Annotated in this window: 23 protein-coding genes, 4 pseudogenes and 1 other annotated feature; of the genes and pseudogenes, 12 read left to right on the plus strand and 15 right to left on the minus strand. The window is 58.5% G+C overall.

The window, feature by feature from the left end; all coding sequences use genetic code 11:
• Position 1: 1 nt before the first annotated feature.
• Both HWX53_RS26120 and HWX53_RS27860 read right to left on the minus strand, forming a co-directional pair.
• On the minus strand, positions 2–430 hold the full coding sequence (locus HWX53_RS26120; RefSeq protein WP_175946359.1) for an antitoxin Xre/MbcA/ParS toxin-binding domain-containing protein: 429 nt from the start codon (positions 428–430) through the stop codon (positions 2–4).
• 245 nt (positions 431–675) lie between these two features.
• Positions 676–828: pseudogene (locus tag HWX53_RS27860) on the minus strand (cold-shock protein); the annotation flags it as partial.
• Between the two features lie 451 nt (positions 829–1,279).
• Here HWX53_RS27860 and HWX53_RS26130 point away from each other — a divergent pair.
• The gene (locus tag HWX53_RS26130; RefSeq protein WP_175946361.1) at positions 1,280–1,492 is read left to right on the plus strand and encodes a hypothetical protein; all 213 of its coding nucleotides are present in this window, start codon (positions 1,280–1,282) and stop codon (positions 1,490–1,492) included.
• A 1,221-nt stretch (positions 1,493–2,713) separates the two neighbouring features.
• Here HWX53_RS26130 and HWX53_RS26135 read toward each other — a convergent pair.
• Positions 2,714–3,670 (minus strand): ParB/RepB/Spo0J family partition protein, encoded by a 957-nt coding sequence (locus HWX53_RS26135; protein ID WP_244140289.1) that lies wholly within the window; start codon positions 3,668–3,670, stop codon positions 2,714–2,716.
• Between the two features lie 11 nt (positions 3,671–3,681).
• A complete protein-coding gene (locus tag HWX53_RS26140) occupies positions 3,682–4,848 on the minus strand; it encodes an AAA family ATPase (RefSeq protein WP_175946362.1) in 1,167 nt (388 codons plus the stop codon).
• Between the two features lie 84 nt (positions 4,849–4,932).
• On the opposite strand from HWX53_RS26140, the gene trfA reads away from it, so the two are divergent.
• On the plus strand, positions 4,933–5,922 hold the full coding sequence (trfA, locus tag HWX53_RS26145) for a plasmid replication initiator TrfA (protein WP_244140290.1): 990 nt from the start codon (positions 4,933–4,935) through the stop codon (positions 5,920–5,922).
• Between the two features lie 677 nt (positions 5,923–6,599).
• Here trfA and HWX53_RS26150 read toward each other — a convergent pair.
• The 4 genes and pseudogenes from HWX53_RS26150 to HWX53_RS26165 all read right to left on the minus strand — a co-directional run.
• Positions 6,600–7,094 (minus strand): annotated as a pseudogene (locus HWX53_RS26150) (IS3 family transposase); the annotation flags it as partial.
• A gap of 89 nt (positions 7,095–7,183) precedes the next feature.
• Complete coding sequence (gene ltrA / locus HWX53_RS26155) at positions 7,184–8,716, minus strand: group II intron reverse transcriptase/maturase (protein ID WP_347879178.1); 1,533 nt, start codon at positions 8,714–8,716, stop codon at positions 7,184–7,186.
• 665 nt (positions 8,717–9,381) lie between these two features.
• Positions 9,382–10,124: pseudogene (locus tag HWX53_RS26160) on the minus strand (IS3 family transposase); the annotation flags it as partial.
• Positions 9,727–9,843: a sequence feature (AL1L pseudoknot), on the minus strand. It overlaps the preceding pseudogene by 117 nt.
• Positions 10,125–10,402: 278 nt before the next feature.
• Positions 10,403–10,672 (minus strand): helix-turn-helix transcriptional regulator, encoded by a 270-nt coding sequence (locus HWX53_RS26165; RefSeq protein WP_087128818.1) that lies wholly within the window; start codon positions 10,670–10,672, stop codon positions 10,403–10,405.
• A gap of 6 nt (positions 10,673–10,678) precedes the next feature.
• Between HWX53_RS26165 and HWX53_RS26170 the strand changes: the two genes are divergently transcribed.
• Together HWX53_RS26170 and HWX53_RS26175 are read left to right on the plus strand one after the other, a co-directional pair.
• Positions 10,679–11,170, plus strand: a complete 492-nt coding sequence (locus HWX53_RS26170) for a hypothetical protein (RefSeq protein ID WP_175946364.1) — start codon at positions 10,679–10,681, stop codon at positions 11,168–11,170.
• A gap of 79 nt (positions 11,171–11,249) precedes the next feature.
• Positions 11,250–11,570, plus strand: coding sequence for a hypothetical protein (locus HWX53_RS26175; protein WP_244140291.1), 321 nt, complete (start codon positions 11,250–11,252; stop codon positions 11,568–11,570).
• 1,290 nt (positions 11,571–12,860) lie between these two features.
• Here the strand turns inward: HWX53_RS26175 and HWX53_RS26180 are convergent.
• On the minus strand, positions 12,861–13,790 hold the full coding sequence (locus HWX53_RS26180) for a hypothetical protein (protein WP_175946365.1): 930 nt from the start codon (positions 13,788–13,790) through the stop codon (positions 12,861–12,863).
• A gap of 393 nt (positions 13,791–14,183) precedes the next feature.
• Between HWX53_RS26180 and HWX53_RS26185 the strand changes: the two genes are divergently transcribed.
• The 5 genes from HWX53_RS26185 (at position 14,184) to HWX53_RS26205 (ending at position 17,961) form a co-directional block, all read left to right on the plus strand.
• Positions 14,184–14,519 carry a hypothetical protein gene (locus tag HWX53_RS26185; protein ID WP_175946366.1) on the plus strand — a complete coding sequence of 112 codons (336 nt, stop codon included), beginning with the start codon at positions 14,184–14,186 and terminating at the stop codon, positions 14,517–14,519.
• A complete protein-coding gene (gene traI / locus HWX53_RS26190; RefSeq protein ID WP_175946367.1) occupies positions 14,516–16,687 on the plus strand; it encodes a TraI/MobA(P) family conjugative relaxase in 2,172 nt (723 codons plus the stop codon). The genes HWX53_RS26185 and traI overlap by 4 nt, the downstream gene beginning before the upstream one ends.
• 12 nt (positions 16,688–16,699) lie before the next feature.
• On the plus strand, positions 16,700–17,209 hold the full coding sequence (locus HWX53_RS26195; RefSeq protein WP_175946369.1) for a hypothetical protein: 510 nt from the start codon (positions 16,700–16,702) through the stop codon (positions 17,207–17,209).
• 108 nt (positions 17,210–17,317) lie between these two features.
• Entirely contained in the window at positions 17,318–17,617 is a 300-nt protein-coding gene (locus tag HWX53_RS26200; protein ID WP_244140292.1) for a DUF6516 family protein, read from the plus strand.
• Positions 17,614–17,961: a transcriptional regulator gene (locus HWX53_RS26205; protein ID WP_087128927.1), complete on the plus strand. Its 348-nt coding sequence runs from the start codon at positions 17,614–17,616 to the stop codon at positions 17,959–17,961. The genes HWX53_RS26200 and HWX53_RS26205 overlap by 4 nt, the downstream gene beginning before the upstream one ends.
• A gap of 237 nt (positions 17,962–18,198) precedes the next feature.
• On the opposite strand, the pseudogene HWX53_RS26210 reads toward HWX53_RS26205, so the two are convergent.
• Positions 18,199–18,399, minus strand: a pseudogene (locus HWX53_RS26210) (transposase domain-containing protein); the annotation flags it as partial.
• A gap of 179 nt (positions 18,400–18,578) precedes the next feature.
• Here HWX53_RS26210 and HWX53_RS26215 point away from each other — a divergent pair.
• Genes HWX53_RS26215 through HWX53_RS26225 form a run of 3 tightly spaced genes read left to right on the plus strand, consistent with a single transcriptional unit; the run spans position 18,579 to position 21,783 of the window.
• Positions 18,579–19,841 carry a site-specific integrase gene (locus HWX53_RS26215; RefSeq protein ID WP_175946371.1) on the plus strand — a complete coding sequence of 421 codons (1,263 nt, stop codon included), beginning with the start codon at positions 18,579–18,581 and terminating at the stop codon, positions 19,839–19,841.
• Positions 19,838–20,782 (plus strand): tyrosine-type recombinase/integrase, encoded by a 945-nt coding sequence (locus HWX53_RS26220; RefSeq protein WP_175946373.1) that lies wholly within the window; start codon positions 19,838–19,840, stop codon positions 20,780–20,782. The genes HWX53_RS26215 and HWX53_RS26220 overlap by 4 nt, the downstream gene beginning before the upstream one ends.
• Complete coding sequence (locus HWX53_RS26225) at positions 20,779–21,783, plus strand: tyrosine-type recombinase/integrase (RefSeq protein ID WP_175946375.1); 1,005 nt, start codon at positions 20,779–20,781, stop codon at positions 21,781–21,783. Before HWX53_RS26220 ends, HWX53_RS26225 begins: the two co-directional genes overlap by 4 nt.
• Before the next feature lie 88 nt (positions 21,784–21,871).
• On the opposite strand, the gene HWX53_RS26230 is transcribed toward HWX53_RS26225, so the two are convergent.
• The 5 genes from HWX53_RS26230 to HWX53_RS26250 form a co-directional block, all read right to left on the minus strand.
• On the minus strand, positions 21,872–23,314 hold the full coding sequence (locus tag HWX53_RS26230) for an IS66 family transposase (protein ID WP_175946376.1): 1,443 nt from the start codon (positions 23,312–23,314) through the stop codon (positions 21,872–21,874).
• Positions 23,315–23,345: 31 nt separating this feature from the next.
• The gene (tnpB, locus tag HWX53_RS26235) at positions 23,346–23,699 is read right to left on the minus strand and encodes an IS66 family insertion sequence element accessory protein TnpB (RefSeq protein ID WP_175946377.1); all 354 of its coding nucleotides are present in this window, start codon (positions 23,697–23,699) and stop codon (positions 23,346–23,348) included.
• Complete coding sequence (locus HWX53_RS26240) at positions 23,675–24,175, minus strand: transposase (protein ID WP_244140293.1); 501 nt, start codon at positions 24,173–24,175, stop codon at positions 23,675–23,677. The genes tnpB and HWX53_RS26240 overlap by 25 nt, the downstream gene beginning before the upstream one ends.
• A 37-nt stretch (positions 24,176–24,212) precedes the next feature.
• A complete protein-coding gene (locus HWX53_RS26245; RefSeq protein ID WP_175946378.1) occupies positions 24,213–24,494 on the minus strand; it encodes a hypothetical protein in 282 nt (93 codons plus the stop codon).
• Positions 24,495–24,925: 431 nt separating this feature from the next.
• Positions 24,926–26,407 (minus strand): mannitol dehydrogenase family protein, encoded by a 1,482-nt coding sequence (locus HWX53_RS26250; protein ID WP_175946379.1) that lies wholly within the window; start codon positions 26,405–26,407, stop codon positions 24,926–24,928.
• Between the last annotated feature and the right edge of the window lie 21 nt (positions 26,408–26,428).

Here is a 26,428-nt window from a genome sequence, read left to right on the forward strand (position 1 = left end):
GTCATGCCGGCAGCCCATAAAACAGCTTCCACAGCAACTCCTCGACGCGCCGCGCGCCGAGTTCGGTGAGCGCCACGTCGACCGGGGTCCGCCCTTCAAGCAGCGGGTGCGCGGTGTTCAGGAACTCGCGCGTGTCCGCCTCGTCGTCCCACACGTAGCGCGCGGTGGCGACGATGCGAGCCAGGCGCTCGGTTTTTTCCGACTCGTCGGGACTCAGCTTATCGCGCCGACGTTTGAACGTCGCTTCCGGCACGATGCGCGCGAGCAGCGCGCGCCGTTCCTCGGCGCTGCGCGTCGCATGTTCGACGCCTTGTTTCAGCGCGGACTTCGGCAGCCCGTCGCGCACCTGCGCGTCGAGTTCGGCGACCGAATGGGGGATCGACGGCAACGCCATCACCGCGGCAATCTGTTCGGGCGACACCAGCAGCATGGCGGCCTCCTTAGGATCAGTTGAACCTTCATTATAGTCCAAATGATACCCATGCCCTGCAAGAACGAGACGTAACGGGGGCCACCCGCCATTTTAGCCATTAAACCGTTCACTGCTAATAATAATTAGCAGACAAGGCAAGGCCGCGTACTTGACGCATTTGGCGCCTTCAATGATCGCTTCTCTGCCCCGCCCCGCCACTCGGGACGCCCAGACGACCGCTTGATCGCCAGGGCCACCACCTCGTCGTACGTCACCTTCTGGCCTTCGGCGAGTGTTTTAAAGCCTTCGGCGCGGACTTCTGAGAAGTGCGCGAACAGATCGTCGCCGCCGCCGTCCGGCGTGATGAAGCCGAAACCCTTTGCATCGTTGAACCACTTGACCGTACCGGTTGCCATTTGTGTTGGACCCAAGAGAGAGTTAAAGACGGCGCTCGCAATCTGGCGGATACGGGTGCCTATCTTGATCGTGAGCCTCGTGCAAGGCAACCCGGTGGTTCCCCCGGAGATCACGGGGCAAACGAGCCTGACCAGTGCGCACGCGCTGGTCTAGCCTGATACCCGCTTGTTATCGGGCTTGATCAGACTGTCTCGATCCGGAAGCTGTCCGACGCAACGCGACCGGCGGAGCCCTCAGCCCTGCCCCATGCCGGTCTTAGTACAGCCAGAGGCAGGACAACTTCGACTGTGGCGGAAGACGCCCATGAAACGTGAACTCGACACTGCAAATGACGTCCAGCGGCGGACGGCTCGGCCACCATGTCGACGCCTACAGCGGCCTTGAGATCGCCGTGACTGTGCGGCGCCGGGAGGATCGGAGGGCCGTGCTGGAGGGCTTGGGGTGCGTCCGATGCGCATCGACGTCGAGCCGCTGGACAGGGGCGAGCCGCTCACTCGAAGTGGCGTCCAGCCGCTGACGCTGGCCCATCTGCACCGCATGCTGACCATTGCGGATGGACACGTTGGCTCAGCTGGTGCGCTGGTCCGCGCGCAGGAGAACCGCCTCGGGACGCTCGCGTGCGAAGGACACGATGCGCTGCGGGGCCAGATTTTTGTTGGGTAACTACGCGAGACCTTCAGACGATGGCCGCACACCGCCAGTTGATTGTCGAACAATCGAGCGCTCGAGACGAAGGCGACAAAGATCCGAGCGGGTCGATCATCGACGATCAACCCGCTGCTTCCGTCTCAATGCAGCGGACCCATGCCTTCTAGATTCCCGCTTCATTGCTTATAAGGGCTTGACGAGCCGGACGTCGGTGGCCAAGTTTCGCCGCGTAGTCCGCCGGCGGGTGCCGTCGGCCCCCATGCTGTTCCAGACACTGCCCGAAGATCGAACGGACCCGTGGCAACGCAGCGCAGTCATGAAACCCAATGCCGCCGCACCTACGGTTCTCCGTCCCGACGGACGCTTGGCGGACCATTACATCGACGCCAACGGCGCCTTCGACAAAGTGCGCGATGGGCGTCGCCGGGGCGGTCAATGCCGCTGCGATCGACGGCTCGGGCGTGCTTCCGACGCGAATTGACGTCGCGCCGCGAAGCTCTGCTGAGCCGCCCAGGCAGAAAAGCGACGCCTAGCCGCTGAACCCCTGAACAACGCATGCTGGCTTGGCGATCGGGACATCGGCGCGGCGAGGCGCTCATCCATGGGCAGGAGGACCGCCGGACGACGTTGTCCGCGACGGACACTACGGGGCGCGGCGACACGGATTGTTGAGACTCACAGAAATGCCTGCGAAGCGGGGCGGACGCCCGTAACCGACGGTCCTGCCAAGCTAAGCTTATTTGGCAGCCGCGAAGCCAAAACCTGGTTACCGCCGTATTTTGATCCTCAACCGCCCTTAAGCGTTCGCTGCCTGCCGTTGGCGGCCGCCGGCGCAACGCAGGGACGCCTGTACGCGCCCGATGTGACCTGGCAATTCCCCGAACGATTTTGTTATCAGGTGGGTTCTCGCCATCGGGAAGTCTAGCCGAGATGGGACTTGCTTCATTGCGCAATCGCTCCTGCAATGCTCTCGGAAGCAGCCGACATATCGTCAATTAGCGGGATGGGTGCCCGTCGTAGACGATGAAGCGAGCAACAGGGACGTTGCTGCCGGCATCGAGCGATAGTCGCCGCCGGCCCGCCGGCGATCATCTCAGCGACCAATTGCCGGCCGAGGAAACGAGATCAAAGAGTGGAGCAGTCCGCCCATCGACCAGCGCGCTAACATATCCTTGGTGCCTGCTGGATACATGCGCACGAGAGAGCGTTTTTGCTGCGAGTCTCGCGGCGACTAGTTCACCCGGGTGAACTCTCAGCCTGTAGTGATGCCAAGAAAGCCCGAAGCGATTCCAACTTTTCCGGACTTAGGGTTGTCTTATCAATGTCGATAGTTACCTTCTTGTCTGTCTCGTTCCAAGTGCCGAACGAAAAGTTCACCCGGGTGAACTTCTGGGCGCTACGATTGATAAGGGCCTCGTAAATTGCCTTCGGCGGAAGAGACTTGCCTGCGATTGCTTTCGCTGCACTTATAACCGCGGCCGAATCAGCATCAATGACCTGCCGTAACTTTTCAGCCCACTTCGGCTGAATATCGCTTGGCGACCGGAACGCATTAACAACGGCATCAGGCAGTTCAGCGAGTGCACTGTACCGACTCATCAAACTTTTGGTTTTCCCCAGTACGGCTGCGATCTCCGACCAGTTTCGGTAGAGCTTGAGATCAATCCCTCGTCTGTAATGCATGGCGAGTTCATACGCCGACAGGTCTTTTCGCTGTTCGTTTTCCCTGCTCATCTCTTCGAACAGGTCCTTGTCGGACATGTCCTCCTGAATCATTGCCAGGACCGGTAGTCCAAGTTCCAAGCACGCTCGATGTCGTCTGTGTCCAAACACAACTTCGTAGTTCGGGCCGATTCGTCTCACCTTGATTGGCTGTACGTTTCCACCCGCGCTCAAGATCTCTTGCTTGAATGTTTCGAATGAAGGTCCTTCAAACGAACCCTCGATTCGATTTGCAAACTTCGACGCTTTGATCGAATCTGCTGTGAGTTTCCGTGTCGGGAGCGCACCATCGTGAAGCGCAAGTCTCCTTTGCGCCTCGCTCAGGTCCCTTTCGACCTTTTCGAGTTCTCCTGTGAAATCCGTGACTCTGTTCATTGCGATTCGCGGCGTTCTACGATCCAAACGTGGCATAAGTGCCGGATCCAACGCCGCAGCGGCGAGTCGGGCCGCCTCCTCTTTCTTACTTGTCATCAGCTAACTCCTCAATTAACCCAGACACGCCTGATTTGAGCCTCTACTTGGTCGACGGCTGCGTCATAGGCAACTCGCGCCGTCTGATATGTCTTGGCACTACCCGTGTACTTGGTTATGTCATAGACCGTAGAAAACTTCGTCCCGGACGAGCTCGATACAACTGTCTTCGGAATTTCGCCTGTCATTAGCTTGTCCCCGTACGCCACTTTTACCCATTCCCTTACCACGCTTTCGTTCACATTTCCCTGCCCCTCGGTCATGCAAAGCAGCACGTCAATAAATTTCCACGTCTTTCCAGCACCCGCTTGCTCGGCAATCGAAGAAGCTAAACCCGAAAAGAGAGTCCAGAACTGGCTCGAACTGGCGAAGTCCATGCCGCGAGGTGGTATCGGCATGATCAGCCCGTCAGCAGCGAAGAAGGCGTTCAAAGACAAGTAGGAAAGCGTTGGCGAGGTGTCAATTAGAATGACGTCATACTCCGATCGAAGGTCCTGCAATCCTTTGTTCAGCACGTCATAGAACCGAAAATTGGGCTCGCGCTTTGACTGTCGACTTGGGATATGAAACTCCGCTGCGAAGGCGACTGGGCTACAAGCGACGACGTCCAGACCATCCCAGTAGGTCGGCTTGACTGCATACTGGAGCGACAGCTCATCCCCAGCGCATAACGGCAAAATAGTGTCTTCCTCTTGGACTTGAGTATCTGGCAGGTAACCGCATAGGCTCGTAAGCGACCCCTGCGGGTCCAGATCTATGCACAACACCCGGTACCCAAGAAGCGACAGCCCTTGTGCCATACACATTGTCGTAGTCGTTTTACTTACACCGCCTTTGCTGTTTCCGGTCGTTACGACCACCGCCCGGTCATCTGGTCCTCGCGTATAGGACCGCCCGTAAGCACGTGCCCAGCGCCGCGCCTCGGCCAACGTGAAATCGCGACGGGATTTGTTTATTTCCTTGCCGGCAGGAAGATCTCCCTTCGCGACCCGTCTCATGAGGGCGCTGCGATCGATGCGACAAAGAGCAGCAAGTTGGGCGACGGAAAAAGTAGGGGGCTTTTTGATGTAATCCGGCGAAAAAATGCTGTTTCGAACACGCTCTACAACGTCCGCTACGCGATTGGCCTGATCCTCAATGTCATCGATCGTGTATTCAGGGCGCAAAGGATCAATCATTGTCCGTCCGATTAGAAATTGTTGTTATACTCGAAAAAAGTAATCGGCAATAGAATACCTGATCGACGCCGAGGAACAAAGCAAATGACAAAGAAAACGCCGAGTCTGATTTCCTCCGAATTTCTTGAATCCCCAGATACGACCGAGAAGATAGCGGTCAAGGAGACAGCTCTCGAGATCGTCGCAAGGCTAGAGAAATCCCTTGCCGGGAGGAGGAGTTCAAATCAACAGTCGCCACGGCCACCGACTCGTGTCCAGATTCCGCTATGGTCGGAAGACCATCGGCCCGTGCTGCACGACCTGGTTCGGTCCGCGCTCTTCACCTGCGGGCAAAGGGATGCACGTATGGATCTCAAGGCGAAGCCGATCTGTGCGCTAGAACACATCAAGATCACGTACACGGGAGAGGAACTGCGTCAGCGCGACTATGACGTTTACTTGCAGATCCTCCATTTGTCTCGCGGTGCCACTGTTGACAATCGACAGGAGTGGGTCGAGTTCGAGGCCCGTTCTCTTATAAAGATGCTGGGCTGGACTCAAAACTCTCGCAGCCTCGTAGAACTGCGGGAAACCATACGTCGATTAACGGCGTGCGCGCTGGAAGTAACTCGCTCCCGCACGAAAAGCAGCGCTCCCGTGGTCTACGGCGGACCACTCCTGCTGAAATACGCCGGTGCGCAAGAGGGCGGTTTTGACGAAGTGACCTTTTGGAAGGTGCAGATAAACAGCGAGGTCGCAGCACAGCTCAAACCTGGGGATTACACACGTATCGACTGGCAAATTAGGACCAAGCTTTCTCCTTTGGAGAAGTGGCTGCATGCCTTCTACTCGACCAATCAACATCCGTATCCGATGAAGGTCGAGACAATACACAAGCTATGTGGATCTCGTATGGCTGAGGTCAAATTTTTCCGCCGCGCGATCAAAGCCGCACTGGACCGTTTGACGGAAGTAGGGTTCCTTTCGTCTTGGCAATTGGACGAAACAGACAAGGTAAGGGTGGTCCGCAGTCAAACGCTTATTGCCAACCCCGATAGGGTAGCGAGCGACGGGGGTCCGTTGACCCAAGGCTAACGCAACCGCAACTCGACTTAGTCAAATGATCACCAGCGCTTCAATCAACGGTGACCATTTGACTCGGAACAAGATACCCAGCAGCCCGGAGTTAAGTCAAATAGTCACCAACGGAGCGACGAACCAGCTTTTCGCCCGAAGCTGCAGCGGTCTGTAACGTAAAAAATACAAAAAAGTGCCAGTTTTGCCTGCACAACGGATGACAAGCGCATTATCCACAGAGCAATAGTCAAATGCTCACCGTTCTAAGTCAGATGCGCACCGATACAAGTCAAATGCTTACCCTAACTAGTCGGATACACACCCACTGTAGTCAAATAGCCACCGCTCGACCGGCGTAAGCAACTGAATGTATTAGGAAAACGTGGTCGCTTGGACAGGTGCTAGAAGGTTTTAAGAAGGTTCTTAGCTGTTTCTTAGACAATCTAAGATATGAAAATTGAGCAATTAGATGCAAAGAGGGCGGGAAGACGCTTTTCCTAAAAAACTTGGTTGTTGCGATAGGCGCCGTATTTGTGTGTGCACAGCCAGAAACACTCCGAAAGCCCGCGACACCACGCTGATTACCTCGATCGCTGCCTTGGGATGCTAGCGTCCAGGTATGCCCTCAACGTCCCTCCACGGAGCGCGGACAAGGCGATCGTGAACCGCACCGGGAATTGTGGAGGCCGGTTGGGTTAAGTTAATGCCGGCATGTCAGCGGCACTTCGGAGTTGCCTGTAGTAGTGTGCCTCAGCCTCAGCGGGAGGGGTATAGCCGAGTGGTTCCATCAGCCGACAGTTGTTGTACCAGGCGACCCATTCCAGGGTTGCGAGTTCGACAGATTCGCGTGTCTTCCACGGGGCGCGCCGATGAATCAGCTCTGTCTTGTACAGGCCGTTGATCGTTTCAGCCAGCGCGTTATCGTAGCTGTCGCCACGGCTGCCGACGGACGGCTCGATACCCGCTTCGGCTAACCGTTCGCTGTACCGAATGCTGACATATTGGGACCCCCTATCTGAATGATGTATCAGGGTCCCGTCCTCGCCTGGTTGGCGTGCGTACAGCGCCTGTTCAAGTGCGTCAAGAACGAAGTCCGTAGTCATCGAGGAACTGACCCGCCAGCCGACGATGCGGCGGGCGAATACATCGATGACGAACGCCACATACAGCCAGCCCTGCCATGTCGAGAGTGGAGTAAGAGACCGGGCGTAGTCGAGCTATCTCCCGGCCTCTCCTCCCCGAACCGGACTTGCACCTCTCAGCGCATCCGGCTCTCCATTCAAGCGTTGCTCATAGCAAAGGCGACATCGGCATAGCGCGATTCGATGGTGCTGCGTGTCTCGTCGCGCAGGATGTACGGATTTTCCGACGGGCTACGCCACCTGAACTGGCTTTTCCGACTGGTAACAAGACGCCGAAGCGCCACTGTCCCATACCAACCCCGACTATTTTGGCCTTGTAGCAGCCATGTCTTGGCCTGTCCCGGTTCTGGCGCACGCACATGATCGCGCATCAGCGACCTGAACCCGCGCCGATACCTGCGCGCGAGCCAGTAGCCGAATTTCCAGAAGACCGTGCGGTCCAGTTTTCTGAACATGGTGGCCGTGAAGTCGGTGTATTGGTAGAAAGCAGCCCAGCCGGTGATCTGCCGGTTCAGGCTTTCCATCAGGTCCATCCGGTTCATGCCGTAGTTGCCCGACAGTTGCTTGACTAGCCGCTCGGCAAAGCCCCGATACTTCTCCCACGGAATCGTCGTCACCGGCCGCATACGGCCGCGTGGTCCACGCTTGCGGATGATGCGGTGACCGAGGAAGACGAAGCCATCGTTCACGTGTGTGATATGGGTCTTCTCCATATTCAGCGTGAGCTTCAGTTCGCCTTCGAGGAACTCACGGCATGCTTCGCGCACTGCCTCAGCATGTTCGCGAGTTCCCTTAACCACGATCACAAAGTCATCTGCATACCGACAGTAGGCGATAGCTGGTTTCCACTGCCGGTTTTCTCGAACAGTAATCGGACGCTGCTTGAGAATCGCAAAATTCCACGCCCACCGATCCTTCCGCACCTTCTTGCTCAGATAGTTCCTCTCCATCCACGCATCGAATTCGTGCAACATGATGTTGGATAACAGGGGTGAGATGACCCCGCCCTGAGGAACGCCTTCACTCGCGGCACGAAACAGATCACGATCAACGCAGCCCGCCTTGATGAACTTCCAGAGCAGGGCAAGGAAACGCTGATCGGCAACGCGTTGGCGGATTCCCTTCAGAAGCAGACGATGATGAACGGTGTCGAAGTAGCTGGCGAGGTCGCCCTCGATGACCCAACGACCTGAGACACTGTGTTCGCCGCCGTCTTGTAGCTGAAGCTTCACCGTGCGAATCGCGTGGTGAACACTACGGGCCGGTCTGAAGCCATACGAAGCCGGATGGAAATCGCTCTCCCATATCGGCTCCATCGCCATCAACATGGCCCGTTGTACGATCCGATCCCGAAGGCTCGGAATGCCAAGAGGCCTGAGCTTGCCATTCGCTTTCGGTATATACACGCGTCGCGCAGGAAGCGGACTATACGAGCCCGCCAACAATTCTTCGCGTATCGTCGCCAGTTCATGAGGGAGATATGCTTCCATCATGCGCTTGTCGACACCATCCACGCCCGGCGTGCGAGCCCCGCTGGATGCCAGCGTGATACGAGCCGCCTCGCTCAGCCAATCCCTGTCGGCAATCAGTCTCAGGAGTCGATCAAACTTGCGTTCTTTGTTCTCCATCGACCATGTCGCCAGTTTGCTTTGCATTTCACTGATTATCAAAGGTCTTCACCTCACTATGGTCAGTTAATTAGCCAAGCAAACCACTTCAACTGCCTCCCTTCGCCATGTAGCCGGCTTTCCCGGCCTCGGACTACTACGGAGGCTCCGCCAGCCTGCACGTCATCGGGGGCACACTCCCTTGGCATCCGCGCAGACCTTCCCCAGTTCACATGCTGGACTCAACGCATGGGCGAGGTTGCCTGTCGCAGTCTTTATCCTTGCTTGCCGCAAGTCGTCGCGAACACCACGGTCTAGCTGCGCGCTCCCCGTGGTTCCATAATGATCGGCGTTCATATCCAATCAGCACTCGTGCCACCGGGCCATACGTGTGACCGGCGACAGTTCGCGTCCTGCCCGTAAAGCGGTGTGGGCAGGGGTGACATTTCAACCCTCAGATGCGGTTTAACAGGTTCGTGATCCTCAACCGTCCCATGCTCAGCCTGGAGGCTCATCTTGGCGTAACCGCTTCGCCGCAAGCCCCGTTTCCCACGGACTACGTCACCTTGCCAGTGTCGGCAAGTCACCGCCGCTTCGGCTCACTTCCTCTCGCAGCAGAGGAAGGGCATGCCCCGGTGCTAGAACGTCGACTCCTCCGGGTACTGCATTCCAGACATGCTCAAGCAGCTTCACCCCCATACGGGCGGGCTACGCTGGCTGGGCGTACCATATGTGAAATCCGAAACCCACAGCTGATTCGGCCGGTCTGCCTTGAACTGCCGGTTGACTAGGTCCAGCGGGCGAGGCGCGCTCGTATCGGGGATCGTCGTGCGAAGCCGCTTGCCGCGTACAGCGCCTCACAAACCCTGCAGCTTCATCAGCCGCGCGACCGTGCAGCGCGCCACCGCAATACCATCCCGGTTCATCTGCTTCCAGACCTTCGGCACGCCGTAGACCTGCATGTTGGCCTGCCAGACACGCCGGATCTCCGGTTGCAGAGTATCGTCGCGTTTCGCGCGGGCGCAGCGCGCGGACGGATCTCGGAGCTGCGCCGCATGGCGTCGGTAACCCGACGGGGCAATCTGCAGGACCTTGCAGATTGGCTCGACCCCAAAGGTATCGCGATGCTGGTCGACGAAGGCCTTCAGGATTTCAAACGGCGGTCGAGCTCCGCCTGGGCGAAAAACGCGCTCGCGAGCTTGAGAATCTCGTTGGCACGGCGCAGTTCCTTGACCTCGCGCTCGAGGGCCTTGAGGCGCTCGCGCTCTTCTGTAGTTACGCCCTCGCGCTCTCCGGCATCAATCTGATCGCGCTTGACCCAATCGTGCAGCGTCTGCGGCGTGCAGCCGATCATTGGTGCAATCGATTCGATCGCTGCCCACATTGACGGATGTTCGCTACGCTGCTCGCGCACCAGACGTACCGCACGCTCGCGAATTTCTGGCGAAAATTTGGTTACCTTTTTGTTCATAGCTCCATTGTCTCAAGAGTTGGAGCCTCCACAAAATCCGGTGCGGTTCATCGCACTCGGCAGACACGCGGTCAGCAGAGTTTTACTCGAATGAGCGACGCAGTAGCGCCGCTCGTGCGCGCATTGTCGCGAATCGCTCACGGTGACGACCGGAGCAATGCCAAGGCGTCGCCCTCTATGGTCAGCGACCTTTCAACGTCTCACTCAGATAAGTCCTAAACGGTTTCGGCCGAAAGGCGGGCCATTGGGCCGACTACCTCAGAAAACCGCACTTTATCTCACGATCCGGAGCCATTCCCGTTGCCAGCCTCAGCACGCGCCAATAGTTGAGAAGGCGACCATTTCAAGACTTCGCAAATCCGAAGAATGTTAAGGATCGTGACGTTCCGCTCGCCGCGTTCAATCTTTCCCATGTGACTGCGGTCGATGCGGGCCTCATGCGCGAGCACCTCTTGCGAAAGGCCGCGTTCCTTGCGCAGCGCGCGAATAGCCCGTCCTAGACCAATAAGATAGCCGGTGCCGTCACTAGCAGCTGAGATTCTTTGCATACCTCCATGGTCAAGATGCTATGCTTTTATGACCACGGTATTTACGACCCATTTATGCGAACGAAACGTTTCGAAGTTGCACGCGGGACGGCGCGGTCTGCCACGTTTGACCTGCCAAGGACCGATGTAGTGGCCTTATTGCGCGAGCTGAGCGCACGCGGACCGGATGCTGCGCTGCCGCAGAACCTGAGCGACGTGCGATTGCGCGCGCTAGTTCGCGATATCGTCGCCAATGACGGGCTTCACGATCGGATGGCCGTAAAAATCCTGGCCATGACTCTCGCCGCCGTGCAAAAGCCGGATTTGAAGTTGGAAGAGACGAGGGACGGCAACCACCTGTTCGAGTCAGAACCCTTGTCGTCTTACCTTCGAAGCTATCAGCTCGCTCTCATCTCGGAGCTTGTTGATCGGCAGGTTGGTGTGCATGGCGCGGAATACGCTGTGGAGAATTTTTTCGATCAAGTAAAGGCTAGCCGCCGGAACATGAATACGGTTTGAAGCGCGGACGGCGAATCCCGAGCGAAGAAGGGCAGGGCCGAGCCATTGACCAGTAGTCCAGTTGCAATCACGAAGGGCCATGGAGAACAAAGTCATGCTTGAAAACAATCCACCGCCGCTGGCGATCGCGTCGCGGGTTCTTTCACCCGAAACGCTTGCCGCACTTCGTCGCTCTCCATATCACCTTGCGGCGTGGCGGATCGCCGATCGATGGGCGCTTGAGCAGCCCGAGGATTTGCGCGCGCTCGAGAGACAGGGCGAAATCTTTGTGCTCATTCGGCTGTTGGAACAGCAGCAGCTTGAGCACGAGGCGCTGCTCGACGCGTCCGAGGCGTTGCGGGAAGGCTTGTCACCGGCAGAAGTTTTCCAGCAGCACGAAATCGAACTTTGCTTGCGATAGGCGTGCGGGTGGGCTGGCTCGGCGGGGCTACACGCTGGACTCGTGATGCGCGACGGTACTGCCTAGTCAGATGGGCGCGCCTCAAGGCCGGCGCGTTCGTGTGTTCGGTATGCTTTTCGAGGACCTTCTTGCTAATCGTTTCGCGGGTGCGCGCGACCTTCTCGCGATGCGTTCTGGCCGATATTGCGGCATCGGATTTTCGCTGGAAGTAATAGCTCCGCAGGGTCGACGGCGCTACCTGCAACTGCAAAAGTGCGGCGATCTCTTCGAAGGATAGGTCACGGTCTCTGGCGGAGACGATGGTCGGCATCTTGGTTCTCGGCTTCCTGCTTTGCGAAGCGATCGTCGGGCAACTCACCGTAGATCGATTACGTCAATTCGATCGCCCAGCTGCTGGGAGACGGCGGACGGGTTTGGACGACGAGGCCGACGACGACGGCGATTTAGACGGTGACGCGGACCACGAGGATGGACCGAAGCGTTGAACACTTGACTAGGCCGGGACAAGCAGTAACGGCGTATACCGACTACTACTACTACTGCGTCGACGGGTAAGCGGACGACGACCGGAGCATCGAGGACGTTTGACGATGCACCGGCAACCGATGGTTGCGAATGCCAGCCGCACGGGAACGAGTCTCTACCTGGCAGCTACAAAGGAAGCCGGATAGGACATGGCTCTCGCCCAAAAGCAACAGTCTGCGGTCGAAAGGAATGCCCTAAGCGCTCGACAATGGCGCATGGACGCTGTATCAGCAAGGACAACCGTTCGATGAGACGGCGTTTTTGCGGGTCGTGGACCTTGTCGGCGAGCGGGCTGAATGGATAGTCCTGCCGACATCATGCACACGGGCGAATGGCGTCACTGGAATTTTCGCTCGCGAAAGAGCGCCTGCGCCGGATTCCGACGAAGCTGCTAATTGCTGTACCGGACGGCGTTCAGCTAGATGACGTGGCGCGAGAGCTTTGTCCCGCCGTGGGGATTTTTATCGGCGGTCCAACTGAACGGAAGGAGGCCACGGCGGGCGAGTGGCGATCATTGGCCCGCCGCCGCAATTGTCACCTTCACGTCGGACGGGTGAATACAGTTCGCCGGATCAAGATTGCGCCGCCGCAGGCTCGAATAGCATAAAGGTACGACTGGCAGCCCTACGCCAGGACCCTGCCGAAGCTTGACGCGGCGTCGAGGCAAGACGATTTCTCTAAGATTGGCGACGAGAATCTTCGCGACGCGCAGTCTGCTAGTAGCGACTTCGATCTTCGCACTGGTGCGTTACGCCGCCTGATGCTTCAAAGGTTCGCCGGCATTTTCACGAAGTCTTTGCTCGTTCTGGTTTTCGTGGGCGCGATCAGTCGTCCCACCGTCCGCAGAAGGTAGATTTGCCGAAACGCAAGGAAGCCTTTGAAGGGCTTCCCCGACACGTAGTAGACCATATCCCCCTCCCTTAGCTCCACGTCCTCCAGCAGTTCCGTTCGCTCCTCTGTCTCGAGGCTAACTTCCTCGATTTGAGCCAACGTTCTCGCGCCTTCACTTTGAACATCGGGCGCAGACCGATGATCTTTTTCTGACGTTGGAAGCGCCGTCGACGGTTTTTCGGCAACGACGGTTTCGGGCACCGTCCTCTCACTTTCAATCCGCGCCGGTTCCGACGCCGCCGCAGGCGGTGGCGGAACCGGCGCGGCCGGCGAAGCCGGTCGCGCATTTTCGCGGCTCAAAATCTTCCGTTCAGCTGGAGATGGTTTTGCTGCACGCGGGGTTGCCGGTCGCTGCTCAACGAGCGGTTCTCGATGCTCCGATTCATCTTCGAAGGCAGTCACCAGCTGAGGCGTTGCTTGAGTTGCGCGCGCCCGCCGCATTGCGACTGCATTGCCGTGCTCAGCGTGCTTTTCGCGTATCTGCTTCTGGAAGGATTCGCGGGCCTGCGCAATCTTTTGCGCGTGCCGGATGCTCTCGGCGGCTAACTCCGATTGCGTCTTCAGTTCGAAGAAGTAGGAACGCAACGTTTCGGTCGGCAGATCCAAACCTGACTGTTTCAGGATCTCCGCGATCTTGTCGAACGCCAGGCCGCGCTCCCGCGCGGCGATCAACGTACTGAGCAGTTGCTTGACGGCATCCCGCTTCCAAAAACGGTCGTCTGGCAGTTCGCTGTAGATCGCCTCCAACAGTCGTTGGCGAGCTATCTCAATGTCGTTTCTCTCTACCTGTTTCTTGCTCGGCATGTTGGACCTCGCGACACTCCATTATTACTACACGAACCAACTACTATAATATAATCAGATGATATGCGAAATAGTCCGCGTTGAGCTACATCGCGGCACACTTCGGGTGCTTGACGTGAAATTCTTCCCCGCGCGCTCCGATGAACTAGAACCGATGGTCCACTGGTGCCCGTCGGAATGATCCGCGTGAGGTTCCACGAAATGTTCCACTGCCAACCCAGACAGCTTCTGGACAGGATATGGAATGTATCCACGCGACCAGTCGCGCGGATACACCGGAACAGAGCGCTCGGTTGCCTTCGGCCCCCGTCGCACTTTGTTCCTTTCCGTTGAACTCAGGGCGTTGCCCCGAGACCCGTAGTGCGAGTGAGATTCAAAGAACAGAAAACAGCAATGAAAAAAGACAGTGAAGCGGGGAAAAGTGAGTCTGTCCGTCTACGCCTGACGGCGCAAGACAAGGCCGCCATCGAAGCGAAGGCGCGGGACCGGAAGTTGACCGTGACGGAGTACCTCACGCGTGCGGGGCTTGGGCGCCCGATGCGTCAGCGTTCCGACGTCGACGCGATCAATCTGCTGCGCGAGTGCGTGGACGAGCTCAAGGGAATGCACGCCTGCCTGCAGGGTATTCCGCAGGCCGAGCATGCCCTGTCGCCGGCGAGCATGGAGCGTGCGATGGAAGCGGTGTGCGCCGCGATCCAGCGCGTTTGGCAGAGCGGGGACGACCGATGATTCCCAAAGTCGTGCCCAACCGGCGGGACGGCAAATCGTCGTTCCGTCAGCTGGCCGCCTACGTCACGAACGGCATCACCCAGTCGGGCGAGCCGCCCGAGAAATACAGCTGGTCGACGCTCACCCAGTACATCACGAAAGAAAGCGTGCTGGACGCGCTGGGAGAGCAGGTCGAAAAAACGATCGGCGTCGAGATCAGCAATGTGTCGTCGCTCGCGAACGCGCCAGCGGAAATGTACGCCGTCGCGCAGCAGGCCCCGCGCGTCAAGGAACCGGTCTATCACTACATCCTGTCGTGGCCGGAACACGAGCGGCCGGCGACCCAGGACATTTTCGCTGCGGCCCGGCACACGCTGGCGGCGCTGGGCATGCAGGATCACCAGCACATCATCGCGATTCACGCCAACACCGACAATTTGCATGCGCACATCGAGGTCAATCGGATTCATCCCAAGACCTTTCGGGCCTTCGATCCTTATTACGATTACCTGACGCTGCATCGTGCCGCGCGCGAAGTCGAGATCCAGTATGGCTGGCATCACGATAATGGCGCGTTCAATGTCGAGGTGATCGACGGGCAGAAGCACATCGTGCGCAACCTGGACTATCGCGATCCGGACCTGGCGCCCAGCCGTGCCGGTGCCCAACGCGCCGAGGTCTGGTCCGGTGAGCAGTCGCTGGAGACGTGGTGCAAGGGCGAGCCAGCCAATGACCTAAAACGGGTGCTGAAAGACGGAGCGACAACAAGCTGGCAAGACGTGCATCGTGCACTGGCGCTACACGGGTTGGAGTTGCGCGACGCCGGTGGAGGAGGGCTGAGGGTCGCGGATGTGAGCGAGGCCGCTTTGGCCAAGCAGGGCAAGCCGCTGGCGGTCAGCGCGTCCGCGGCGTTTCGGTTTCTGCGGCGAGGCGAACTGGAAGCGCGTTTCGGACCCTTCAAGGCGTCCAAGGCTGAGGTGAACATTGAACCCCGGCGGACCTATCGGCGCGACCCGGATAAACGCCTTGAGTCGCGGATGGAACGCCGGGCGTTGCGCGATGCGCTGCATGCCCGCTTCAAGGCCGACGAAAAAGCCGCCCGCGAGTGGCAGGCAGAAGCGCGCCGGCAGCTGGCGCCTTTTGTTGCGGAGGATCGCGAGCGACATCTGGCGCTCCTTGAGCGTCAAAAGCAAATGCGATCCGCGATCCGTCGCGATCCGTTGCTCAGCCCGGGTCAAAAGCAGCAGGCGTACATGGTTGCGAAGATCTCGATGGCGCGCCTGCGCGCGCAGCTGGTCGAGCAAATCCGCCGAGAGCGCGACGAGCGGCGCGCATTGCTGCCGCCGATTCCAACCTGGCGGGAGTGGGTCGAGCAGCAGGCGCAGCTCGGTGACGAGGCAGCGCTCAGCGCACTTCGGGGGATGGTCTATCAGGACGGTCGGAATCAGAAAAAGAAGCTCGCTCGGGAAGAGATCGATGCGCAGGTGAATGCAATCGGTTCAGAGCAGCCGCAACGCAGCGATCCTCAAGTGCGACGACTCGAGAACCTTGTCTGCCGGATTGCAAAAAATGGCCGGGTCACGTATCGGTTTCCGAGCGGCGAGGAAGCCTTCCGAGACGAGGGCGAGCGCGTTACCTACAGAAGGGCGGACGTATCTGATCAAGCGTTGAGCCTGAGCCTGCGTTACAGCGCCGAGAAGTGGCCCGACGGCATTCGGGTCTACGGGGGCGATTTCGCGTTCAAGGCGCGCGTCGTTCGCATGGCGGTCGAGCACGGCATTGTTGTTCGCAATTTCGAATTGCGCGAGCTGGAGCGTCAGTTTCAGGCTGAGAAAGAAGCGATCCGATCGGCGAAGGGGAGGGCGCAACCGGTCCAACCCACGACCCTGACGCCGTCACTTGATGCAAAAGCAATCGATTCGGAGATCAAGCAGGCGATCCTTCAAGATAATCCGAAGGCGACCATTTCGCACGCGAGCACGCACAACAAGCGTTATACCGGCCGTATTCTTTGGGAGGACGCTCACTTCGTCGCACAGTCGGTCCGAGAGCACGAGTATGTGCTGCATGAGCGCAGCCTACTGGATGGTCAACCGATGCAGGACCAGCGGGTCATCATTCACTATCGCAGCGGCAGGGCGCTCGTCCGAGCCGCAAAGAGCCGCGACACCGGTCGAGACGATCGCTAGGAGCGTCGACGTATGCTGCTTTTTTTAGACACGGAATATACGGGGGAAGGACAGGCGGATCCGGGGCTGATCAGCCTGGGGCTCGTTGCTGAAGATGGGCAACGCGAGTTCTACGTCGAGCTGGCCGACACCTGGCGGCCTGAGGACTGCAACGGGTTTGTCCTCCGCGAGGTGTTGCCGAGGCTGGACGGTTCGCCACTGGCGATCGCGCAAGCGAGCCTCCAGCTCCGTGCCTGGTTCGCTTCGGCGCCGCGGTATGTCCAAGCGGCGTGCGATTCGGCGACTGATTTTCGCTTCCTTCTGCAACTGCTCGGCGAACCCCGTCCCGAAAATCTGGATGAGCGGTATTTTGACCTGCGCCCGCTCATCGATACGACGGTCTACGACCGTGCGGTGTCCGGCTTCTATCAAACCGACGATGCGCGTATCCATCATGCGCTGGTTGACGCGCGCGCCTATCGTCGAGGCTGGCTCGCGTGGATGGACTTACGGAAGTCGGGAGCACGTAGTTCAGAAGCCTGAAAAAAAGCAACTATCCGCTTGCATGCAGATGCAACTAATCGTCTCCCCCTAAAAATGCCGTGCGAATCCATGATGTTGACATGATTGACAACACGCACGGATGTTGTCATGATTGTCAACATGAATGCCGTCCGCCTCTTGAAACGCCGTGTCCCGGTCGATGAAAATTCCTTTGCGGCCTTACTTGTCTGGAAGGTTCCGCAACCTGTCGAGGGCAGCGCACACTTCTACAAATATAGTGCCGCGTACATCGTGAGGAACGTATGCGTGCTTCGTTACGACAACGAACGCGGGAAGGGCGACCATAAGCATGTTGGTGAAGTCGAGACGCCCTATGCATTCACGACGCCGGAACAGCTTATGGCTGATTTCTGGTCAGACGTAGACCAATGGAGGGCCGCACAATGACCACGGTAACGCTTGGGATTGCCTCGCGCGACGACATCACCCGAAGTTTCGCAGCCGCCATGCGCGGAGAAGAACAAGGCGAATTCATTAGCTTCGCAACGCCCGAACTATTGCTCAGGACGCTCACCCAGTTGCGCTGGGACATCCTCAAGAAGATGACGGGCGCGGGCGCCATGTCGATCCGAGAACTTGCCCGGCGCGTCGATCGCGATGTTCGCCGCGTGCATGATGACGTTCTCGCGCTAATCAATGTTGGCGTCCTGGAACGTTCGGACAACGGCGACATCATTTTTCCCTATGATGCTATCCACGTTGATTTCACGCTACAGGCTGAGGCGGCCTGAGTGGTGTTAGGCGTGGATGCGCTTCACCGAGATTCACCCCGTGATGATCTCGGAATAGCCGTGGGCGCATCGGACAGCTAGCTACTCCGATCCTTTCCTCCTAAGCGCCATCGCTTGTGATGGCGTGCGAGTCTATCCCTTACCCACCGGTGGCGCATCGCCTTCATCGTACGCGATCCACGAACGACGCCCCTCGGAGTAAGGTGAAGAGCGCGTGATGTGCGTCAGCAATGCGGGTCAGCGGAGATTTGCGGGCATCTTCCAAGGAAGCAGCGCGTCGTAGTCGTCAACGGTCCTCGCCAGAGGAAGACGTTGGAACAACCGGTGAAGGTAGCGATAGGGATCGATGCCCCCGGCTTTGCAGGTTTCGATCAGGCTGTAGAGGTTTGCACTTGCGTTCGCCCCCGCTACGGTGTCGCTAAAAAGCCATGAGCGGCGCTTATAGAAGCATTTCTATAAGCGCCGCTATCGACAGGTCGTAGTTATGGGAGGTCCGTACGACGTGGCCGCAATTTACCGCTCTTTTTCAGATCTAACTGGATCGAGGCACCTCCGGTACGCTTCCATAATATGCAGTACTTTCCTCGCGTTGTTCTGCGTTTTCGAGGAGAGTCACCATGCCCAAGTACTCGCGTATTAAACCTGGCCACCTGCTTGGCCAGCAGTGGTTCGAGGAGGCTACGCTGCGAACGCATGCAGACGCTTACGTTCAATATCTGACCGAGCGCGGTTATGCCCGGGAGACAGTGGAATGCTACTTCAGGTGTGTCGCCCACTTCGTTCACTGGATATCGAAACGGGACATCTATCTTTGCGATATTAACGAGTCGACGGTCAACCAGTTTCTCGATCGACATTTGCCTCATTGCCGATGCGCTCCGCGGTGTCGCCACACGAGAACCGATGTTCGTGCTGGACTGAAACACTTTTTCGCGATGCTCGACGGGGCGCAACCGCAACACCTGACTCCCAACTTTTCTGTGCCAATCGCCGCGGAGCTCGCAGAGTTTAGGCGCCATCTGGCAGAGGTCCGCGGTCTCTCCGACAGCACATGCACGGTTCGACTGCGACAGACCTATGAGTTTCTTGTCGATCATTTCGGCGCGCGTCCCGTGCAAATTTCGACGTTGACCCCGAGCGATATCGTACGTTTTGTAATGCGCCGGACGAGCGGACTTGCTCCCGCTACAGTCAAGGGCATCGGTATCTCGCTGCGTAGCTACTTGCTCTTCAAAGCCAGTGGGGGAACGTCAACCACTGCTCTCATCGCGGCGCTGCCGAGGGTTGCCCAATGGCGCCTGTCCAGAGTTCCCGAGGTTCTCTCGTCTGTCGAGGTCAAGCAACTGTTGAAGGCGTTCGACCGCGGCAGTGCTACCGGCATGCGCGATTACGCCATGACGCGCTGCCTGCTCGATTTGGGCTTGCGCCGCGTGGAAGTGGCACGCCTGCAGCTGGAAGATATCGACTGGAGAGACGGGACATTGACGATACATGGCAAGGGCAAACGAATCGACATCGTCCCGCTTCCACGATCGACCGGCAGTGCGATCTCTGAGTACCTGCAGTATGGACGCCCAAACACTACGCGGCGCGAGGTCTTTGTGCGCCATCGGCCACCGCTCAATGCTCCAGCCAACCTAGATATAGTCCGCAACGCAGTTCGCAATGCCGCAGAACGGTGTGGTTTACACGAGCGCGTGCGTGGCACCCATGTTTTCCGTCACACCATGGCTTGCCGGATGGTACAAGGCGGTGCTCCATTCAAGGAGATCGGCGACATGTTGCGCCACCGTTCCCTCGACACTACGACAATCTACGCGAAGGTCAATCTTCCCGCCCTTCGTCGCGTTGCGCTCCCATGGCCAGGGGGACGATCATGAGCGCACACTCATCTTTTTCCACCTGGATCGACGATTACCTGGCTGTTCGTCGTCGGGCCGGTTTTGACCTCAAAGTGGTGGGTAATCAGCTCAAGCAATTTGCGCACTTTGCCGAAGAGGTAGGTCACAACGGCACGCTGACGATACAACTCGCCGCTCAGTGGGCCAGCAGTTCCAGCACCGGACGGCGATTGACGGCAGCACGCAGGATCGAGCTGCTTCGCCCCTTTGCCGCGTACTGCCGGCAGTTCGATCCGGCGACTGAGATTCCGCCGCAATATCTGTTCGGACGTGCCCATCATCGGCTGACGCCACATATTTTCACGGATGAGGAGGTCCAGGATCTACTGACGGCCTGCGATGAGCTGTATCCGCCCGGTGGTCTGCGCGGTGCAAGCTGTAGGACGATCTTCGGATTAATTGCGGCGACCGGGCTGCGCATTTCGGAAGCAACAGGGTTGACCCGTTCGGATGTCGATCTCGAACAGCGGCTACTGCATATCCGCTGCACCAAATTTGGCAAATCACGCTGGGTACCGATACATCCTACGACGGCCGCAGCGATGCGCCGCTATGTCGGCAAGCGCGACCGCGATTTCTCAACTGGAAACACCAACGCTTTCTTTGTGTTCGACTACGGTCGGCCCGCTTCAACAAGAAGCGTCGAATATGCGTTCAAGATCCTGCGCACGGCCTTGAAGTGGAGGGCTCGGGGTGGCCATCCCGCGCCGCGACTACATGATCTTCGACATTCGTTCGTCTGTCATCGATTGCAGGACTGGTACGCCCAAGGGCTGGACGTTGACCGTAGCATTCTTGCGCTGTCGACTTATCTTGGGCATGCCAAGGTCACGGACACGTACTGGTATCAAACAGCCACGCCTGAGCTGCTGGCAATCGCAGCCCAACGCTTTTTGCGCCAACGTGGAGGTGCATCATGAGCAAATCAGCAGCGCAATCTTTTCCAGTCCTGTTGCAGAAGTTCTTTACGGAACGCCTCCTTCAGCAACGACACGCAAGCCCTTGCACCGTGGCGGCCTACCGTGACAGCTTCCGGCTGCTGCTAGCCTTCGCGCATCAACGCTTACACAAGCGGCCCAGCGATATCGCTATCGAAGAACTGAACGCTCCGCTCATCCTCGACTTCCTTAAATACCTCGAACAGGATCGGCATAATTCTATTCGCAGCCGCAACGCCAGGTTTGCCGCCATTCGGTCATTCATGGAGTACGTTTCGTTTGCCGAGCCGTCGGTCCTGTCCTTGGCGCAGTCGGTTCTAGCAATCCCCATGAAGCGATTTGAGCAGCCGCTCGTCGGATTTTTGTCTCGCGAGCATATTGAAGCTATTCTTGCTGCTCCCGATGTCAGCACATGGACGGGGCAACGCGACCACATCATGTTGGCAACGCTCTACAACACTGGAGCCCGCGTCTCTGAGCTGATAGGGATGCGCATTTCTGATCTGACGCTCGGACCCACTACGTGGGTGCTTATCCACGGAAAGGGTCGCAAGGAGCGTTCAGTTCCGCTATGGCCTGAAACCGCTAAAGAGCTTAGGCGTTGGCTTCGGCAATATCCACGAGCTACCGAGGAGCCTTTATTTCCCGGGCGGGGTGGCGCTTCGCTCACGCGCGTCGGCTTTACCGAACGATTGAAGCTTGCCGTTCGCAGTGCCTCGCGGCAGTTTCCGGAACTTGCGCGGCACCGAGTTTTTCCACACCTTTTTCGACATTCGGTCGCCATGCATATGCTGCAATCTGGCGTTGATATCACCGTCATCGCACTGTGGCTCGGTCACGAAAGCCCCGTCACCACGCACCGCTATGTCGAGGCCGACCTGCAAATGAAGGACCGGGCACTGAAGGCACTGCAGTCGCCATCGAGCAAGCCACTTCGATATCGACCCAGAGATGACCTCCTTCGCTTCCTGCAGACGCTGTAGTTATGGATAGTTCGCAACTGGTACTGCCACAGGTCACATGCTGTATCGATGCCGTCGGTCCACAAATGCGAGGCCACGGCATCGATCGTCATTTTTTCACTGCACGCCTTTCCGGCAAGCCTTCCATAACTACGACCTGTCGATAGCGGCGGCCGACGACGAATGGGCGAATCGCATTCTCGCAAGCGTTATTCGAGATGGCCCAAGTGCCGTTCTCGACGTAGCGGATCAGCTTCGGCCACTGCTCGCGCAGATAGGTCAGTGCCTTTCCGAGCAAACTTTTTGGTACGACGCCGGGCGACTCCGCGAGGGCTAAAGCGTAGATGGCGTCGAGTATGCGCGTGCTGTATCGACGTCGCAGTCGCTGTCGTCGCTCAGCTGCCCATTTCTTAGAGCGGGCCTCGGCAGTGAAGAGCATGCCGATCAGCGTGATGAAGCGTGTCGCGAGCAGATCGGGCGAACGCGCGGCTTTCGGCACGTTCTCCTCCGCTTTGATGAAGTACCGTCTTAGGTGTGCCCAACACCCGAGGTGCACGAGGTCGTAGCGTTGAGCGATGTCGTTGTAGGGCTCGTAGCCATCAGTCATCAGAACGGCGCCCTTGCGGATCCCCGTGAACAGCTTGTCGGCCAGCTTGGCACCGCGTCCGGGCGTATAGCTGAAGCAGCGGATGGGGATGCCTGAATTGGTCATCTGCGCCCAGAGGTAGCTCTTCGTTTGCGGCTTGCGCCCTTTCTCTTTCAGTACCTGGAACGTCGTCTCGTCACAGTAGATCAGTTCGGCATCGAGCAACGCATCGCGCATGAGGTTGATCACGGGCTGGGTCGCGAGGCCAACGCGAACCATGCTGGCGGCGATCGTGTTCGACGAGATGTCTCCGCCGAAGCGACTCAGCAAACCGGCCTGGCGATAGAGCGGCATGCCGAACTGATATTTGCCGGTGGCGATCCATGCGAGCGCCGCTTCGCTCAACAGTCCGCGCGCGATGATGCGCGGCGGCGCTGGAGTGACCTTGATGCCGAGATCGCAGCACGGGCACGCATATTTAACGCGCTGGTGTTGGATCACTCGAAGCTGCTCGGGGATCACATCGAGCTGCTCGCTGATCTCCGCGCCGATCTCGACAAGCGCTTGTCCATCGTTCGTGCAAAAGCGTTCGGCTTCGGGCAGTTCGTGCCGCACGACCTCGCGCGGTAGATTGGGATCAAGCGGCTTGCGGTGACCGCGCTTCTTGCGCTTGTGCGCGCCAACCGTCGTCTCCGGCGTGTCTTCTTGGGCAGGCGCGCTGTTCGCGCCGAGCACCTCGGCTTCGTTGAACAAGCCAAGTTGATCAGAATCTCGTGCCTCGCTCTTGGCGCCGAACAGTTCGCGACGGTAGGCTCGGAGTCGCTCCTCAGCAAGATCGCGCTCTGCCGTCATAAGCCGCAAGGCGCCGCGTAAGGCCTCCTGTTCTTCTCGCAATGCACGAGCAGCATCGCGCTCGGCGAGCAACGCCTTCAATTCCTCGGCGGTGATCGTGACATTGATCGGCATGGCCGGTTAGACCGGCGCACGGCCTCACTGTTCAGCTCACGCGGCGATATTCCTGCTTCGGATGCCGTCGTATCGCGGTGATGTCATCGCCATCGAGCAACGCGTGCAACACGTTGCTCGTCATCGTCACGATCTCAGCCTTGTTGTCTGGCCAGATGAAGTGGCTATTCTCCAATCGTTTTATAAAAAGCCAGAAACCACTGCCGTCCCAGCCAAGAATTTTTATCCGGTCACGACGTCGGTTTCCGAAGATGTAAAGCGACGTGTCCATCGGATTTAGGCGCATCGACTGCTCGACGAGAATCGACAGACTGTTCATGCCGTAGCGGAAGTCGACAGGATCGCGGTGCAGGTAGACCTTCAGATTATCGTCGAACCGGAACACGGCATCCTCCCGAGCATCTGGACCACGGTGGTCAGCTCGTCGATGGTCGCCTCTGCGATGTCGAACTCAACCCCGTTGGGCAAACGTATGTGCAAGGCAACCGTGATCGATGGTGTGCGCGCGGACACCGCTCGTTCAACCGTCACAGCCCCCTGAACGACCGGTACAAATGGTGATGGCACGTCGGGCGCGTGAGTCCGCAAGGCCGGCGGCGTGACATCAAGCGATGCCCTGTCTGCTGGCCTCAGTTCCTTCTCCGCCGAATTCTGCGCCGCATGTGTCTTCTGATAGCGCGTGATCCACTCGCGCAACAGATTCGGGTTCAAGCCGTATTCCATCGCCGTACGCGCTATCGAAACGCCGGACGTCATGCACAACCGGACCAGTTCCTCGCGGGCTTGCGGATCGTATTCCCGGCGACCATCCCGCTTCGCGCCGACTACCAGACGGCTACGTAAATCTCGATCTTCTGTCATGTACTCTCATCCTAGCTGTCCACGTGGACAGGTAGCATCAGAGAATCACTCGTCCATTGCTAGGGCGTCCCTGAAGGACCGCATACCCTTCATCCGAGTGCGGAAGCAACCCAAGCTGACGGGCCATCGCGTTGGGCAACCGTAGCAGCACCGTGCCGGCCTTGGCTCCCCAAACACTGTCGATCATCACGACGTCGGCTTGCACGCCTTCGAGTTCAAGGTAGACCACATCATCCTTCTCGAACGCCTCTTCATAGAGATGCCAGGACGGCTCCTTTGCTTCGCCGTGGTGATACCTGATAGATGTCTTGGTACTCATGGGGCGCCTTAAGATCGATGGACACAGCAGCCAGTTTATCGTCGACCACGCTGTCGTCCAACAGTCCAACAACACACCAGCGAACACATGGCAGTTGTCTCAGCAAAGGCTATCAGGTCGGCCCTTGGTGGGAAAATCTATGCGCCATTCGAAGTCAGAAGGCGTGAGGCACGACGACGTTGCGGAGTGAACGTCAGGTGGCTCAGTGCGGCCAGTTCCAGTCTTTCGTAAAAGGCAGCGCAGAGCCATTCGAACGACCGCATTACCGCGAAACGGGACTTAGCATCCCGGCTATTTGCTTAGCGGCAATCCTCCACTCGTTGCCCGTCGGCAACGGCCGAGAGCCGCCTAGCCGGCAAGGAACTAAATTACCGGTTCGCGTTCCCGACGACTGCAGACCGCAACGAGTGTCCAGTTGAGCTGGCTGGTCGTCAGTCAAGCAGCGCATAAGAATTAATTGCCTGGCGTGCGCCGCCCCGCAGCGCTTCAAGCGAGCGTGCAAGCGCATGTCGCAACGCGGCCGATCGAGCGAGTGATTCGGGGAACAGTTCTCTCAGCGCGAGCATGCCGTCAATAAGCCGCTCTGAGGTATCGGCGTTCCCGGCAATTTGCGTTAGCCGATCCGCGAGCGGGTCGCTGATCGTGTACTGTTCGCCGCTGTCAGAGCGTCCGCGCAGGAAGACGAACCAGGCCGCCACTGCCAGCGCGAGCCGCTCGATTGACTGCCCGGCAGCCAGACGCGCCTCGATCGTCGAAAAGATTCGAGGCGGCATCTTCTGACTACCGTCCATTGCAATCTGCGCGCAACGGTGTTTCAGTGCGGTATTCGAATAACGCTCCAGTAACGCGTCGCGGTACGCGAGCAGATCGAAAGAAGTTGGAACATTAAGCGTCGGCGCGATCTCATGCGTCATCATCGCGTGGATCATCGCCTTCAACGGTGCATAGGAGATTGCGTCGCTGATAGTCTCGAAGCCAGCCAGCATCGACAGATACGCGAGCGTCGAATGAGTGGCGTTAAGCATGCGCAGCTTCGCGATCTCGAACGGTTCGACGTCACCGACCAACTGTGCGCCCGCCGTCTCCCACGCAGGGCGACCTGCCGGAAACCGATCTTCAATTACCCACTGACGAAACGGCTCACAAGGAACCGGCACGGCATCCGCCAGACCGAGGGCAGCGTGCGCGGCTTCCCGGTCGGCGTCGGTAGTGGCCGGAACGATGCGATCCACCATCGTCGATGGAAATGCGACGTGCTTGGCGATCCAAGCCGCCAGGCCTTCATCTAGCCGCGACGCGTATGAGAAAACGACCTGCCGGAGCGCTGCGCCGTTGTGTGAGAGGTTGTCGCATGAGAGAACCGTGAAAGGCGGCGTCCCGGCGTCGCGTCGGGCGCGAAGGGCGGCGGTCAGAATGCCCGGCACGGTCGACGGCTCGTTCGAATGTGCAAGATCGCGGACCATGCCCGGATGCGAAAAGTCAGCGTCGCCTGTCTGAGCGTCGCGGCAATATCCTTTCTCCGTGACCGTCAAAGAGACAATTCGCACACGCTCATCCGCCAGCAGTTGAAAAAGGCGCGCACGATCGAACGGCATGGCCAGCACTTCGCGCAACGCGCGCGCGACGGTTACGCGGACACCGGCCGGCCCGCGTTCGACGACGCTGTACAGGCCGTCTTGCCCCATCAGCGCGTCGCGTTTGCTGACGTCGCCTTGCAGCGTGACGCCGCAGATGCCCCAGTCGCCCGGCTGTGCGAGCATGGCCTCCTCGGTGTACAGCGCGTGGTGCGCACGATGAAAATTTCCAATGCCCAAATGCACGATGCCGATCTCCGGTTCGCGCCAGTCTGGGGAGAGGAGATGACCGCGTAAATCGGCAAGACGCGCGCGGGACAGCAGAGAAAGGTCGGTCATGGTTCGTTGGGGTTAGCGGTT

Source organism: Caballeronia sp. BCC1704 (assembly GCF_902833455.1).
Classification (GTDB): Bacteria; Pseudomonadota; Gammaproteobacteria; order Burkholderiales; family Burkholderiaceae; genus Caballeronia.

Coding starts and splice junctions, on each gene's coding strand:
- HWX53_RS26120 (WP_175946359.1), bottom strand. CDS start 430: ATGCTGCTGGTGTCGCCCGAACAGATTGCCGCGGTGATGGCGTTGCCG.
- HWX53_RS26130 (WP_175946361.1), top strand. CDS start 1,280: ATGCGCATCGACGTCGAGCCGCTGGACAGGGGCGAGCCGCTCACTCGA.
- HWX53_RS26135 (WP_244140289.1), bottom strand. CDS start 3,670: ATGACAAGTAAGAAAGAGGAGGCGGCCCGACTCGCCGCTGCGGCGTTG.
- HWX53_RS26140 (WP_175946362.1), bottom strand. CDS start 4,848: ATGATTGATCCTTTGCGCCCTGAATACACGATCGATGACATTGAGGAT.
- trfA (WP_244140290.1), top strand. CDS start 4,933: ATGACAAAGAAAACGCCGAGTCTGATTTCCTCCGAATTTCTTGAATCC.
- HWX53_RS26165 (WP_087128818.1), bottom strand. CDS start 10,672: ATGCAAAGAATCTCAGCTGCTAGTGACGGCACCGGCTATCTTATTGGT.
- HWX53_RS26170 (WP_175946364.1), top strand. CDS start 10,679: ATGGTCAAGATGCTATGCTTTTATGACCACGGTATTTACGACCCATTT.
- HWX53_RS26175 (WP_244140291.1), top strand. CDS start 11,250: ATGGAGAACAAAGTCATGCTTGAAAACAATCCACCGCCGCTGGCGATC.
- HWX53_RS26180 (WP_175946365.1), bottom strand. CDS start 13,790: ATGCCGAGCAAGAAACAGGTAGAGAGAAACGACATTGAGATAGCTCGC.
- HWX53_RS26185 (WP_175946366.1), top strand. CDS start 14,184: ATGAAAAAAGACAGTGAAGCGGGGAAAAGTGAGTCTGTCCGTCTACGC.
- traI (WP_175946367.1), top strand. CDS start 14,516: ATGATTCCCAAAGTCGTGCCCAACCGGCGGGACGGCAAATCGTCGTTC.
- HWX53_RS26195 (WP_175946369.1), top strand. CDS start 16,700: ATGCTGCTTTTTTTAGACACGGAATATACGGGGGAAGGACAGGCGGAT.
- HWX53_RS26200 (WP_244140292.1), top strand. CDS start 17,318: ATGATTGTCAACATGAATGCCGTCCGCCTCTTGAAACGCCGTGTCCCG.
- HWX53_RS26205 (WP_087128927.1), top strand. CDS start 17,614: ATGACCACGGTAACGCTTGGGATTGCCTCGCGCGACGACATCACCCGA.
- HWX53_RS26215 (WP_175946371.1), top strand. CDS start 18,579: ATGCCCAAGTACTCGCGTATTAAACCTGGCCACCTGCTTGGCCAGCAG.
- HWX53_RS26220 (WP_175946373.1), top strand. CDS start 19,838: ATGAGCGCACACTCATCTTTTTCCACCTGGATCGACGATTACCTGGCT.
- HWX53_RS26225 (WP_175946375.1), top strand. CDS start 20,779: ATGAGCAAATCAGCAGCGCAATCTTTTCCAGTCCTGTTGCAGAAGTTC.
- HWX53_RS26230 (WP_175946376.1), bottom strand. CDS start 23,314: ATGCCGATCAATGTCACGATCACCGCCGAGGAATTGAAGGCGTTGCTC.
- HWX53_RS26240 (WP_244140293.1), bottom strand. CDS start 24,175: ATGACAGAAGATCGAGATTTACGTAGCCGTCTGGTAGTCGGCGCGAAG.
- HWX53_RS26245 (WP_175946378.1), bottom strand. CDS start 24,494: ATGAGTACCAAGACATCTATCAGGTATCACCACGGCGAAGCAAAGGAG.
- HWX53_RS26250 (WP_175946379.1), bottom strand. CDS start 26,407: ATGACCGACCTTTCTCTGCTGTCCCGCGCGCGTCTTGCCGATTTACGC.